The 14,134-nt window shown below is 38.2% G+C and carries 14 protein-coding genes; 7 read left to right on the top strand and 7 right to left on the bottom strand.

Features of this window, described 5'->3' with window-relative positions:
- Positions 1–41 precede the first annotated feature (41 nt).
- On the bottom strand, positions 42–869 hold the full coding sequence (locus J4G36_RS03405) for a DUF368 domain-containing protein (protein WP_210468676.1): 828 nt from the start codon (positions 867–869) through the stop codon (positions 42–44).
- A 211-nt stretch (positions 870–1,080) separates the two neighbouring features.
- Between J4G36_RS03405 and J4G36_RS03400 the strand changes: the two genes are divergently transcribed.
- Positions 1,081–1,287, top strand: a complete 207-nt coding sequence (locus J4G36_RS03400; RefSeq protein ID WP_210470401.1) for a helix-turn-helix transcriptional regulator — start codon at positions 1,081–1,083, stop codon at positions 1,285–1,287.
- Positions 1,284–1,766, top strand: a complete 483-nt coding sequence (locus tag J4G36_RS03395; protein WP_210468675.1) for a hypothetical protein — start codon at positions 1,284–1,286, stop codon at positions 1,764–1,766. The genes J4G36_RS03400 and J4G36_RS03395 overlap by 4 nt, the downstream gene beginning before the upstream one ends.
- Before the next feature lie 69 nt (positions 1,767–1,835).
- Here J4G36_RS03395 and trhO read toward each other — a convergent pair whose 3' ends face one another.
- Positions 1,836–2,813 (bottom strand): oxygen-dependent tRNA uridine(34) hydroxylase TrhO, encoded by a 978-nt coding sequence (trhO, locus tag J4G36_RS03390; RefSeq protein ID WP_210468674.1) that lies wholly within the window; start codon positions 2,811–2,813, stop codon positions 1,836–1,838.
- A gap of 284 nt (positions 2,814–3,097) precedes the next feature.
- On the opposite strand from trhO, the gene J4G36_RS03385 reads away from it, so the two are divergent.
- From J4G36_RS03385 to J4G36_RS03375, 3 genes are all read left to right on the top strand, one after another.
- Positions 3,098–4,588 carry a polysaccharide deacetylase family protein gene (locus J4G36_RS03385; RefSeq protein WP_210468673.1) on the top strand — a complete coding sequence of 497 codons (1,491 nt, stop codon included), beginning with the start codon at positions 3,098–3,100 and terminating at the stop codon, positions 4,586–4,588.
- A gap of 130 nt (positions 4,589–4,718) precedes the next feature.
- Positions 4,719–5,081: a GntR family transcriptional regulator gene (locus tag J4G36_RS03380; protein WP_246880385.1), complete on the top strand. Its 363-nt coding sequence runs from the start codon at positions 4,719–4,721 to the stop codon at positions 5,079–5,081.
- Complete coding sequence (locus J4G36_RS03375; RefSeq protein WP_210468672.1) at positions 5,078–6,184, top strand: DUF1648 domain-containing protein; 1,107 nt, start codon at positions 5,078–5,080, stop codon at positions 6,182–6,184. Before J4G36_RS03380 ends, J4G36_RS03375 begins: the two co-directional genes overlap by 4 nt.
- A gap of 47 nt (positions 6,185–6,231) precedes the next feature.
- Here the strand turns inward: J4G36_RS03375 and J4G36_RS03370 are convergent, their stop codons facing one another.
- The 3 genes from J4G36_RS03370 to J4G36_RS18680 all read right to left on the bottom strand — a co-directional run bounded on the left by J4G36_RS03370 (position 6,232) and on the right by J4G36_RS18680 (position 7,920).
- On the bottom strand, positions 6,232–7,215 hold the full coding sequence (locus tag J4G36_RS03370) for an NAD(P)/FAD-dependent oxidoreductase (protein WP_210468671.1): 984 nt from the start codon (positions 7,213–7,215) through the stop codon (positions 6,232–6,234).
- Between the two features lie 127 nt (positions 7,216–7,342).
- Positions 7,343–7,633 (bottom strand): DUF6509 family protein, encoded by a 291-nt coding sequence (locus tag J4G36_RS03365; protein WP_210468670.1) that lies wholly within the window; start codon positions 7,631–7,633, stop codon positions 7,343–7,345.
- A 158-nt stretch (positions 7,634–7,791) separates the two neighbouring features.
- Positions 7,792–7,920: a cation-transporting P-type ATPase gene (locus J4G36_RS18680; protein ID WP_210468669.1), complete on the bottom strand. Its 129-nt coding sequence runs from the start codon at positions 7,918–7,920 to the stop codon at positions 7,792–7,794.
- Between the two features lie 203 nt (positions 7,921–8,123).
- Between J4G36_RS18680 and J4G36_RS03355 the strand changes: the two genes are divergently transcribed.
- Positions 8,124–9,782 carry a M3 family oligoendopeptidase gene (locus tag J4G36_RS03355; protein WP_483315887.1) on the top strand — a complete coding sequence of 553 codons (1,659 nt, stop codon included), beginning with the start codon at positions 8,124–8,126 and terminating at the stop codon, positions 9,780–9,782.
- 48 nt (positions 9,783–9,830) lie between these two features.
- Here the strand turns inward: J4G36_RS03355 and J4G36_RS03350 are convergent, their stop codons facing one another.
- The gene (locus J4G36_RS03350) at positions 9,831–11,510 is read right to left on the bottom strand and encodes a formate--tetrahydrofolate ligase (RefSeq protein ID WP_210468666.1); all 1,680 of its coding nucleotides are present in this window, start codon (positions 11,508–11,510) and stop codon (positions 9,831–9,833) included.
- Between the two features lie 169 nt (positions 11,511–11,679).
- Between J4G36_RS03350 and J4G36_RS03345 the strand changes: the two genes are divergently transcribed.
- Positions 11,680–13,104: a tyrosine phenol-lyase gene (locus tag J4G36_RS03345; protein ID WP_210468665.1), complete on the top strand. Its 1,425-nt coding sequence runs from the start codon at positions 11,680–11,682 to the stop codon at positions 13,102–13,104.
- A 41-nt stretch (positions 13,105–13,145) separates the two neighbouring features.
- On the opposite strand, the gene J4G36_RS03340 is transcribed toward J4G36_RS03345, so the two are convergent.
- Positions 13,146–14,129, bottom strand: a complete 984-nt coding sequence (locus tag J4G36_RS03340) for a zinc-binding dehydrogenase (protein ID WP_210468664.1) — start codon at positions 14,127–14,129, stop codon at positions 13,146–13,148.
- Positions 14,130–14,134: the final 5 nt, after the last annotated feature.

Raw genomic sequence — 14,134 nt, 5'->3', positions numbered from 1 at the left:
CACCTTTTGAAATGGAATACAGCTTTAAAAGAATACGTTCTTTATTCGTTAATAATTGTTGCTTTCCCAGGTGAACTAAATAGACTCGCAACGAGTAACCCGATGAAAAATGTGAGAATGCTCATTACGAAATAGCTTCCGTCCTTTGGAAACCCTGGGTACACGACAAATACCGAACCAATGATCAATCCAATAATTACTGCAAAAGTGACATATGTAAAATGAGTTAGTAAATAACTAATGATTTTACTACTCACAACAAAACCAACGACAACACCTGCTCCAATTACTGCAATGATAGGTATATTCAAATTTGATAATGCCCCGATAGCTGTTGAATAAACGCCTAACAATAATAATACAAAGGATCCACTTATTCCTGGTAACAACATTGCCATACTACCAGCCCATCCTGCAATAAATAATCCTAGCGCGTTAGATGCTGTTAATGTCGTAATGGGTGCGGTATCCTGCGGATTAATAAATGCTAATGAGGCAAGTGCTGCACCAACAATTAGAATCACTAAAAAATGTCCTAGCCTAAAATTCTTTTTTACTTTTGCCTGACGTGCGATAAACGGCAGTACACCAATTATGAGCCCTAAAAAGAAAAACTGTGTCTGTGCATGGTAATTTTTAAGTAAAAATTCAATTAGTCTACTAAATAAAAGTAAAGTTGCGCCCATTCCAATTGCGAGTGGCAATAAAAAACCTATATGTTTTCTCCAATCACGGCTGAAAAAACCGCTAATTGACACTAACAATTCATCGTAAATACCAAGAATGAACGCGATAGTACCACCGCTCACTCCCGGTATTAGATCGCTAATTCCCATAAAGAAACCGCGATATAAATTTCTCCATTGCATAAATTTTGTTCCTCCATTTTAAATTGAATGTCTTAAGTATACCATCTTACATCTATTTGTTACGCATAGAAAGTGTCTATTTTTTTAAGTTTAAATATTTACCGTTGATTTCACACGAAAATGTAAAGTCAATTAAACAAAATGTATAATTGACTTTACAAATAGATTAGTTAACTATACAATTTAGGTAAGTAATAAGTAAGGAGGGCCTATTTTGTTAACAAATCGAGTACGGGAACTTCGAGCGCGTTTTAATTTTACCCAAGGCGAGTTAGCTGAACGGGTCGGTGTAACCAGGCAAACAATCGTATCTTTGGAAAAGGGTAGCTATACACCTTCCCTACTTCTCGCGATGAATATTGCCGAAGAGTTTAAAATGCCAATCGAAGAGATTTTTACAAAGGAGGATGAAAAATGAGGATTTACATCACGATATTTTTAAGAATAATGTTTTTTGTTTCACTTGCTTTCCTAGTTTTTGAATATTTAAGAGTTGAACAATTGTTTATTCAAATGGAACGTGGCTTTATTGATGAGATTTCTGTGGATATTATTAAGTGGCCAGTTTATGTTTTTATCGTAGTTGTTGTTCTTTTAATGGCCAATGAGATCATTCAATTTCTTCAAGTCAAGAAAAACAAAAACTCGATTTTGAGTGCTTATTTAACCGCTGAATATGATGTTTCTGATGAGCGGGCCGTTGAAAATACACAAAAAGCAGTCAGTTTGTCCTTTGTTGTGATACTTTCCTATTCATTCTTCATGATTGGATCTTACTTATTTATTCCAAATTATTTCATCGACCATATTTGGTTCCCATTGTTCACAACGGCATCTATTCCAATTGTCGGTCTGCTTACCTATTTAATTACTTATAAAGGTTTAGCGAATCATTAATATACATGAATCATTTAAATTAAAAAACTCGTCTAGACGATATTAAATCCGTCTAGACGAGTTTACTATTCATGAACCTACATGCGTTTCATTTCGATATTTTTCAATTGCAGCCATTCGTTCATCAAATTCCTCAACGGTCATCTTATGTTCGGTGAAGTAGCGGTTTCTCGGGTGTACGCGACATTCGTCTGTACAACTGCGCATGTAGAAATGCTCATTTTCCTCTGAACATAAGATTTGTGCATTGCATTCCGGATTTGCACAGTTTCTATAGCGTTCGCATGGTTCTCCGTCGAAATGATCGCGCCCTACGATGACGTGTTCTACCTGATTGATAGGAACTGCTAGACGTTCATCGAATACATAACATTGTCCGTCCCATAATTGCCCTTTCGCAACTGGGTCTTTTCCGTAAGAGACGATTCCGCCGTGTAATTGACCAACGTCTTCGAATCCTTCACGAACGAGCCAACCGGAAAACTTCTCACACCGAATCCCGCCTGTGCAGTATGTTAGTACTTTTTTACCTTCTAACTGCTCTTTATTATCCCGGATCCACTGCGGCAAATCCCTGAAGGTTCTGATGTTTGGACGAATAGCGCCGCGGAAATGTCCTAGGTCGTACTCATAATCATTTCTCGCATCGATTACAACTGTGTCTTCTTCTTGCATCTGTTCTAAAAATTCTTCAGGACTTAAGTAATTCCCCGTCAATTCATTCGGATCAATATCATCCTCTAAACTTAGGTTAACGATTTGATTTCGCACACGAACGTGCATTTTTTTGAATACGTGGCTCGCGGCATCATCGACTTTATATACTATATCTTTAAATCGCTCGTCATTTTGCATCATTGCAATATAAGCATCGGTTTGTTCTATTGTTCCTGAACATGTTCCATTAATACCTTCAGTGCCGATAAAAATACGACCTTTTAATCCAATTTCCTTACAAGCCTTCAAATGGCTTGCAACTAAGGTCTGTGGATCCTCGATATGAACATATTTGTAAAATAAAAGAACCCGAAATCGTCCCTTTTCCATTACTACTTCAACCACCTTGTTTGATTTGTTCCATTATTTATTTCCATAGCAAATATGTTGTCAGTATATCATAAAAAAATGGTTGGAAAAAGAGTTATTGCTTACGTTTTTGTGTCGAAAATCAAATTCGACACAAACATTAAAAGACTTTTTGCCCACTAGCGCGACTGGCTCTATTCATCTATAATGAAACTAGATGAAAATTGTAGATTACTAGATTATTATGTAACTATTTAGAGTTTAGTCGCGTCTACTAGATAAAGAAGCTTAAAGGAGCCAGTGTTATGAGAAAAACCCATAAAAAACGTCGTTCGGTCTGGATTGACCTGATATTTTCTACCATTGTCTTTTCTATTGTTTTAGCAGGAATAACTATAATATTTACTTCAACCAAAAATAAAGCGACTTCTCCTCCTATAAATACAAGTCCAGCTGTAAATAAAGTATATCCGATTTTAACTGAAACGAACGCTTCTACTTATCCAGGCATTAAAATCATTACCAGGATTTCCAATGACCCAATTGCTCCTTTCGCGCTTCAATTTCCGCAAAGCAGTCATGTTTCATTTAATACTAAAGTTCTAAACTATACGACAAGCATAAGAGATCGTTATTTAGCGCAAATAGCTAGTTACAATGCACATGACGACGAGCAAATTGGAGAACTGAACATTTCATTTGAAACATTTCCACACCATTCAGGATTGTATTCTTTTGTTTTCTTAAGTTCAACTTATATTGGCGAAGCTAACAGGAGTACTGAAATTAATTCATTTCGATTGAATCCCGAAACCGGTAACGAACTCACTATTGAAGATATATTTGAAGGCGATCAAAAACGGCTGAATGTGGTTTCTGAATTTGTTCGTGAAATTTTATTTAGCGATGAGTCATATAAAGATAAACTGTTTATAGAAGAAGCAACTTCACACACCGAGCCTCATTGGGATAATTTCCAAAACTTTGCACTTACGAACGAATCTCTAGTTTTTTATTTTAATAAATATGATATCGCTGAAGAAACAGCCGGAATTCCAATCGTCTCCGTTCCACTAGATCGATTAAATAAATATGTTGCAAAAGAATTTAAATTAAAAGTAGAAAATGACGATAATGGCTTAACAATTGATGATGAGACAAGTAATGACTATCCTGATACAAACGAAAACCCTGTAGGTTCAAAACCAGATGATGATAAGGAAGAGAAGAAAGAGATTCCTCCTGTGAAAAAAGTTGCGTTAACTTTTGACGACGGACCAGATCCGAAAGTGACCACACAGATTCTGGCTTCATTAAAAAAATATGATGCCAAAGCTACGTTTTTCATGCTTGGAAGCCGGGTTGAATATTATCCTGAAATCGCGAAGGATGTTGCGAATGCAGGGCATGAACTTGGAAATCATACTTGGACACATCCCAACCTAACCAATGCTAGCATTAAGAAAATAAAAAGCGAGATTACAAGAACTTCTGCTATTATTGAAAAAGTCACCGAAACAAAAGCTGTTTTGTTTCGCCCACCCTACGGCGCAATAAATAAAACAGTTCGCCAACAAACGGATCTACCCGTCATTTTGTGGGACGTAGATACCCTTGATTGGAAGCATCGAAATGCAAACCAACTACTTACCGAAGTTAAGAAAAGTACACGAGATGGTAGTATCATTCTCATGCACGATATTCACCAATCAACTGCTGACGGACTTGATGCAGTTCTCGCTTATTTAGATGGTAAAGGCTTTACTTTCGTGACAGTATCCGAATTGGAAGACTAAAACTATTAAACCCCCATCAACAATTTTTTCATTGTTGATGGGGGTTTTGTTATAGATAAGGTAGAACAGGTTTGTTATACTAAATATAGCACAGAATGGAGTGATGATTCGAATGTTCATCAATATTGAAATGGATTCTGAGATTCCTATCTATACACAATTAGCGAATGGATTAATCGAAGGAGTCGCCAATGGATCTCTTCAACCAGGTGATTCTCTTCCATCCGTTCGTTCACTTGCCAGTGATCTTGGCATTAATATGCATACCGTCAATAAAGCATATCGTGAACTAGACAACAAAGGTATTATTCAAATCATACCGAAGTCTGGCGCTGTTGTGAGCATATTATCGCCAGATGATGTTTCCAGTTCGAGAGTTGAAACTGCAATGCGTCCCGTAATTGCGGAAGCACTGGCAATCGGTTTATCAGAGCGTGCAATAGCTGAAATGATGACGGGACTTATTTCTAAGATTAAGGAGGAACGTCAATGACAAGTTTTTTAATGATTGGTATCGCTATTTTTATCATCGCTATTCAAGCGGCTATACCGTATTTATTGAAGCTGACAATCGTTTTCGGTGTTACCATTCCCCATACTTATACGAAAAACCCTACCCTATTTTCTTATAAGAGAATCTACTCATTAATTACTGCTGGGCTGGGCTTAGTAATCATTACAGCTTTTCTAATTTGGGTCACCGTTTCGAATGCAAGTGAAGAGAACATCGTATTGTTTGGCGTTGTGGCACAGTTTTCACTTTTATTTTTCAGTATGATCTTATACTTTTTGTTTCATGCGAAAACGTTACGGTTAAAACGTGATAATAAATGGGGAGCCAATTTAAAACAAGTTCGCGTAACAGATCTTGCTGTTCGAACAGCTGATGAAATGCTACCTTGGTATATTTATTTAGTTCCAATCGTAATAACAATTGGTTTAAGTGCATATACAGCAATCCAATACGAAAACTTGCCTAACTTAATACCTACACACTGGGGAATTGATGGCCAACCCGATGCTTTTAGTGAGAAAACTATTATATCAGTTATGGCACTTCCTATCATTTTACTGATTATGCAAGGTATGATGCTCGGTATAAACGAAATGACAAAAAGGTCCGGCATTAAAATAAATGCGACGAACAGAAAAAGATCACGTGCACAACAATTGTCATTCAGAAAATATACGAGTTGGTTTTTATTCGCAACTACGACTTTAATGACAATCCTATTCGTTTTTCTCCAATTGAGCACGATTCATACTGATATCGGAAAGCCTTCACTTCTATTTACATTGCCTATCGGCTTTCTTATCATTACTTTTACCATGACTGGCATTTATGCTTTCAAAGTCGGTCAGAGCGGCTCTCGACTTGAAGTTGACGTTGTTGATGAGGATGTAGAAGGAATCACAAACTATGATGATGACCAATATTGGAAAGCGGGTATTTTCTACGTTAATAAAAATGATCCATCTATTTTTGTAGAAAAGCGATTTGGCGTCGGTTGGTCGATAAACTTTGGGAATCCGAGAGGTTATTTTATCCTATTCCTACCGATTATTATTATCCTAATCATTTCATTTCTATTGTGAAAAATAGTAAAGGCAGCAAACATTTTCATGTTTGCTGCCTTTTATTATTAACTGAAAACGCTAGTACTATGAAGTGGTTGTAATCTAGCTTTAGGGTCTATATGTGCTTTGGCATGGTTTACCGCGATTGGTGCTTCACCAAGTCCAACGGCTATGAGTTTAACTTTACCGTCATATGTCGTGACATCGCCGGCTGCATAGATTCCTTCAATATTCGTTTCCATGCGGCTATTGACAATAATCGAGTTGCGATCCATGTCTACGCCCCATTCTTTCAATGGTCCCAATGAGGAAATGTTCCCGTAGTTGACGATTAGATGATCTACGCTTATTCGCTCCTCGCTACCATCTCTAGATGCAAGAACAAGTTCTTTAACGTTACCGTCTTCTCCTTCAATTGCTTTCACATTCAATGAAGTTTTTACATCTACTTTAGATTCCATCAGTTGGTTAACGCTTGTCTCATGCGCTGTAAAACGTTCTCTACGGTGAACGAGCGTTACGTTTGAAGCAATATCCTCAAGCATCAATGCCCAGTCAACTGCTGAGTCTCCCCCACCACAAACGACAACATTTTTGTCTTTAAAAATAGAAAGATCTTTTATACCATAATGGAGCGTCTTTTCTTCAAATTCAACTTCTTCTTTCAAACCAATTTTCCTAGGACGAAAAGCGCCTATTCCAGCTGTTAGAACAATCGTACGTGTCAAATGGACACCTTTATCTGTTTTAAGTATGAAATGATCTCCATCACGTTCCACTGAAAGCGCAGTTTCACCAAGCAGAATTTCCGGTTTGGCATAATGAGCTTGTGTCACTAAATTCGCTACAAAATCTTTTGCAAGTATTTTAGGAAATCCACCGACATCATATATATATTTATCCGGATACAGTTCGATCAACTGCCCGCCAAGTTGCGGTAAGCTATCGATAATTTTTACTGACATCTCGCGCATGCCGGCATAAAACGAAGCGAAAAGACCAGTTGGCCCGCCTCCGATAATTGTAATATCAACAATTTCGTTATTCATAAATTAAACACTCCAATTAAAATAGTAAGTGACGAAATACGTATTATTTACCCCATAAATACATTATCTACTAAGAGGACGAAAAAAACACATATTTTGTTTCCATCTATTAGAATATTATTCTCATTTACTCAATACTATTATAATGCTGTTTGCAAAATTTCTCGACTTCCAAAAGTTCGTCTTCATCCAATTCAAAATCAATGAAAGCGTCTGTTTCTCGCTCGAAAAAATGAGCAACAACAACCCGTTCCCCTGTTTCATCCACAGCAAAAATAGTACGGACGCCAATGCCGCCTTCTGTATACAGTTCGTCATCCTCTTCAAGCGTTATATATAACCGGAATTCATAGCGTTCACCTTGGATCAAACCTGTTGGGTCAACAAGTTGTTCTACAATGTATTCATTTATTTCCATTTAACCATCATCCTCACATTCAATTAACTATTCTAACACGAATCCCATTCTGAACATAATACAATGAATGAACTAAATTCAACGTTTAATTAATTTCACAATTTCATTTACCGATACAATTGTAATTTTTAGTCCAATCCATAATAATATCGAATAAATCAAGAATTTATTATTGAATCCCGTTTAGACCCACTTAATTTGTTTGGACCAAATTCTTTTAACTTTTGAGCCGCTTCTTCTTCATTTAATCCAACCGTTGGATTTGTTTCAGGTAACGTATTATGCACTTAAATTACCTCCTATTTCATTGCTTTTACTTTATCTACTAATTATTATTTATTTAGATCATATAGCCGGAAAAACAACTATTAAAAAGTATTGCTTTTTTCAGTAAAGTGATGAAGAATAGTAATAGTGTAACATTTTTATAAACACTTAGGGGGTAGTGCACTTGCTGAAGTTTGAAGATTTTCAGTATTCCAGACCGGACATGAACAAAATTAAAAATGACTTTACAATTTTTCTAGAAGAATTCCAAAAAGCAAACTCTTTTGAACAACAAAACGAAGTCATCGAAAAAATTAATGCCATTGGAAATGACTTTTCAACACAATCCAATCTCGTTTATATTCGTGCCTCGATTAACACGAACGATGAGTTTTACCAAAAAGAGCGGGATTATTTCGATGAAATTGAACCTGAATATCAAGAACTAAGTACTGCTTACTACAAGAAACTAATATCCACGCCATTTAGAGAACAACTTGAGAAAAAATGGGGTTCACAATTATTTGCACTTGCGGAAAATGCAATAAAATCATTTTCTCCGGAAGTTTTACCGCTTTTACAACAAGAAAACAAATTAATATCTGATTACTCAAAACTCGTTGCATCCGCTCAAATTGAGTTTGACGGTAAAACGCTTACACTCGCACAATTAGAACCTTACACGGAGTCAACTGATCGTGCTGTACGGAAAGCAGCTATGGAAGCAACATATAAATTTTATGAAGATAACGGCGATAAATTTGATGAAATCTACGACAAACTCGTAAAGTTACGTCATGAAATCGCTACAACTTTAGGATTTAAAAACTTTGTTGAACTGGGCTATTTACGCATGAACCGAATTGGTTATAATGCTGAAATGGTAAAAAACTTCCGCAATCAAGTTAGGGATCATATCGTTCCCCTAGCGAATCGTTTATATGAGCGACAAGCGGAACGAATTGAAGTTGATAAATTGAAGTTTTATGATCAATCGCTTAATTTCTTATCAGGAAATGCAACTCCACAAGGTAGCCCAGAGTGGATTATTGAAAACGGTAAAAAAATGTATGCCGAATTATCACATGAAACAAATGAGTTTTTCCAATACATGACGAATAAGAATTTGATGGACCTTGAAGCGAAAACAGGAAAAGAAGCGGGCGGTTATTGTACCTTTATCGATAATTATGACTCACCTTTTATCTTTTCAAACTTCAACGGAACTTCTGGAGATATCGATGTATTAACTCATGAAGCTGGACATGCATTCCAAGTCTATAGTAGTCGCAATATCGGAATTCCAGAATACATGTGGCCAACTCATGAAGCTTGCGAAATCCACTCTATGAGTATGGAATTTTTCACTTGGCCTTGGATGGAATTGTTTTTCAAGGAACAGACCGAAAAATATAAATTCGCTCATTTAAGTAGCGCACTTCTATTTTTGCCGTATGGTGTTTCTGTTGATGAGTTTCAACATGTTGTTTATGGGAAACCTGAAATGACACCTGCTGAACGGAAGGCTGCATGGAAAAAAATTGAAGCGACATATTTGCCTTCCCGCGATTATGATGGAAATCATTATTTGGAGTCGGGTGCTGTGTGGCAACGTCAAGGTCATATTTTCCATTCTGCTTTTTATTATATCGATTATACACTTGCTCAAATTTGTGCGTTCCAGTTTTGGAAACGTTCGCTAGAGGATCAAGAGAGCGCATGGGAAGATTACTTGCATTTATGTAAACTCGGAGGTTCTAAGCCATTCACAGAACTTGTTGCAGAAGCTAATTTGATTTCACCTTTTGAAGATGGGTGTGTTGAATCAGTCATTGGAACGATTGAGTCTTGGTTAGACGCTGTGGATGATAAAGCATTATAAGAAAACAATGGGACTGTCAATATTTATTGACAGTCCCATTGTTTTCGACTACATTAATCCAATCGCATTTCCATTTTCATCGACATCCATATTAAGTGCCGTCGGTGATTTTGGTAAACCCGGCATCGTCATAATATCACCCGTTAAGCAGACCAAGAAACCAGCGCCAAGTTTAGGAATGATTTCGCGCACTGTAATTGAAAATCCTTCAGGTCGTCCCATAAGTTTAGGCTCGTCTGAAAATGAATACTGCGTTTTCGCCATACATATTGGCAATACATCCCACCCATTTCGTTCGATGTCTTTCATATTACGTTGTGCCTGGTCAGTAAAGACGACATCTTTACCGCCGTAAACTTGCTGCACAATTTTAAGGACTTTATTATATATGGATTCTTCCACATCGTATAAAGTAGCGAAGTTATTCTTTCCATTTAACACATGTAGCACTTCTTTTGCCAACGCGATGCCGCCTTCCCCACCATCTTCCCACACATTTGCAATTGCTACGCGAACACCTTTCTCCTTACACCAATTCAGAATGGCATTTATTTCAGACGTCGAATCTTTGATGAAACGGTTGATTGCAACAACGGGCTCTACCCCAAAAGTACGAATTGTTTCAATATGTTTTGCTAAATTTGGAAGCCCTGAAATGACAGCTTCTTCATTCTCAATAGCTAGTTCTTTTTTCGAGACACCACCTTGCATTTTAAGGGCTCGAACGGTTGCTACGACAACAACCGCATCGGGTGAAAAGCCGCCTTGCCTCGCTTTAATATTCATAAACTTTTCTGCACCAAGATCCGAACCGAATCCTGCCTCGGTAACGACATAATCCGCAAGTTGTCTTGCGGTATTTGTTGCAATTAAAGAGTTACAGCCATGCGCGATATTCGCGAAAGGTCCCCCGTGGATTAAAGCTGGTGTGCCTTCAATCGTTTGAACTAAGTTGGGCTTAAATGCCTCCTTAAGCAATAATGTTAATGCACCTTCAACGCCAAGATCAGCGACTGTAACCGCTTCCCTTTTATACGTGTAGCCGATGACAATACGTGAAATACGTTCCTTTAAATCAAATAAGTCTTTTGCTAAACAAAAGACTGCCATGATTTCCGAGGCGACCGTAATATCAAATCCGTCTTCTCGCGGAATACCCTGTGCAGGACCACCTAAACCTATCGTCACATGACGCAACGCACGATCATTCATATCAAGAACGCGCTTCCACGTGATTCTACGCGGATCTAATTGCAACTCATTACCCCTATGTAAATGATTATCAATGAGTGCACTTAATGCGTTATTTGCTGTGGTAATTGCATGAATATCGCCATTAAAATGAAGATTGATTTCCTCCATTGGAAGCACTTGCGCATACCCGCCCCCCGTGGCTCCGCCTTTCATACCCATGACAGGACCAAGTGACGGTTCACGCAAAGCAATTATCACTTTCTTGTTCAGTTTTGTAAAAGCATCAGCCAGTCCCACAGTTACGGTTGATTTCCCTTCACCTGCTGGCGTCGGGCTTATTGCGGTAACGAGGATGACTTTGCCTTGTGTAGTTGTTTTATTTAATTTTGTGACATCGATTTTTGCTTTATATCTGCCAAAGGGTTCAACTGCCTCCTCTGGAATACCTGCCGTGAAGGCAATATCCCAAATAGATTTCATTTTGGCGCGTGTTGCAATTTCCAAATCAGTGAGCGGTTCAACTTTTCTCGTCATTTCCATCCCCACTTTCCCTTTTCTTCTATTATATCGCTCATTTCATAGGATAGACAGTCATATTGTGAAAATATAGCAATAAAAATAAGAAGGCTCTGATAATTGAAATAAGTTAATAATATATATATAGTTAAAGAGATTAATAATTTGAAAAAAGGGGCTGGGGAACTTGGGAAGAAGAACGGCTGAACCTTACAAAATTAAAAGCGTAGAAACACTTTCGATGTTATCTTATGAAGAACGAAAAGAATCTTTGAAACGAGCAGGCTACAATACGTTTCTGATTGATTCCGAAGATGTTTATATCGATCTTTTAACGGATAGCGGAACCACAGCAATGAGTGATGAACAATGGGGAGCACTTATGACCGGAGACGAAGCATACGCGGGGAGTAAAAGTTGGAAAAAGCTTGAAAAGGCTGTGCAAGAATTTTACGGTTATCAATTCGTATTGCCAACCCATCAAGGGCGTGGTGCTGAAAATATCCTTTCTCAATTAAAAATAAAAGATGGCGACTACGTTCCAGGGAATATGTATTTTACGACGACGCGCGCACATCAAGAAATGAACGGCGCAAAATTTGTTGATATTATTATTGATGAAGCCCATAATCCGACAATTGACCATCCGTTTAAAGGTAATATCGACTTAACGAAACTCCAGAAATTAATAGACGAAGTTGGCGCTGAAAAAATTCCATACGTTTGTTTAGCTGTTACTGTCAATCTTGCAGGCGGACAGCCGGTTAGCATGCGAAATATGAAAGAAGTATATGAACTTTGCCAAACTTACCAAATCGATGTTTTCTTTGATGCGACGCGTTGCGTTGAAAATGCTTTCTTTATTAAAGAACGTGAAGAAGGTTACGCGGAAAAGCCGATTGCCCATATCTTAAAGGAAATGTTATCTTACTCAGACGGTTGTACAATGAGTGGTAAAAAAGATTGTTTAGTTAATATCGGTGGTTTTCTTGCCATGAATGACGAAGAACTTTACATTCGGTCACGCGAGCTTGTTGTCGTGTATGAAGGAATGCCTTCTTACGGCGGAATGGCAGGACGAGACATGGAAGCGATGGCAATCGGTATTCGCGAGGCTGTGGATGATCATTATATTGAACATCGTATTGGGCAAGTTCGCCATCTTGGCGATCAATTGATCGAAGCGGGTGTACCCATCGTACTGCCGATTGGTGGCCACGCGGTATTCCTAGATGCAAAATCCTTTCTTCCACATTTAAAACAAGACGAGTTTCCAGCACAAGCCTTAGCCGCCGCACTCTATCTCGACTCGGGTGTTCGCAGTATGGAAAGAGGAATTATTTCTGCGGGACGTAATATCGAAACGGGTGAAAATAATAGACCGGAGCTTGAACTCGTTCGATTAACGATTCCTAGAAGAGTTTACACAAATAATCATATGGACGTTGTTGTAGATTCAATCGTTGACTTATTTAAAAAACGCGATGAGATTGGTGGGCTAAAAATGGATTACGAACCACCAACACTAAGATTTTTTAACGCGCGATTCTCACCTTTAGCAACTAGCAATGAACTAATCAGTGAGCAAAACAAAAAAGTTTCGATTGAATAAAAGTAAACCCTCCCGCGAAAAAATTAACGGGAGGGTTTTGCTTATTCACTTATTTTAAATGCAACTTTTCCAAAGTTTTTACTCTGTTCCAGATAATCAAAAGCTTCAACTGCATCATCAAGTGTGAATGTCTTATCAACAACCGGACGTGTTTCATATTTCTCAATATGGGCAATCATTTCTCGCAACTCTTCCCTGCTACCCATAGTGGAACCGAGTAATTGAAATTGACTGTAGAAAAAGTTTCGTAGATCCAACTCTACAGTATCCTCGGTCGTAGCTCCAAAAACAACGATACGTCCACCTTTCTTCAAGACCTCTAATGAACGATTAAATGTCGCTCTTCCAACACTTTCAATGACTAAGTCTACAACTTCTCCGTCCAACTCTTGTTTCCAATCGCCACTCGTATCAAGCGCAATATCTGCACCTAATTCAAGAGCTTGTTGACGTTTTTCTTCACTGCGCGAGGTGACGATTACGCGAGCACCGATATTTTTAGCAAATGAAATTAAATAAGTTGCCACACCACTTCCAGCACCAGGAATTAAAACAGTTTCCCCCGCTTTCAAATTTCCTTTTGTAAACAATGCACGGTAACCGGTTAATGCGGACAATGCCAGTACGCCAGCCTCTTCCCAAGTTAGGTGCTTCGGTTTTAATTCAACTTGCTCTGAAGAGATGACGATCTTTTCAGCAAATGTGCCGTTATCTGGCATGCCTAAAATATCAAATCCTTCTGGCGGAGCAACACTATTTGTCTCCCACCTTAAAGCCGGGTTGATGATGACTTCATCGCCAATTGAAAAGTCCGTTACACCTTCACCAACTGAATCGATAACGCCAGCGCCATCAGAACCTAATACGAGCGCATCTGCCTCTTCACCGCGACGATTAGGTATGTATAAATCGCGTCGGTTCAAGCCTGCCGTGTGGAGTTTAACGACTACCTCCCTTTTACTTGCTACTGGCTCATGCACTTTCCCAATCTTTAATTTTCCTGATTCATGTATAAATGCTTTCATCTTAA

The sequence above is a fragment of the Sporosarcina sp. 6E9 genome, assembly GCF_017921835.1.
Taxonomy (GTDB): domain Bacteria; phylum Bacillota; class Bacilli; order Bacillales_A; family Planococcaceae; genus Sporosarcina.
Note: the sequence above shows the minus strand (reverse complement) of the source record. Positions and strands in the feature narration are given on the sequence as shown.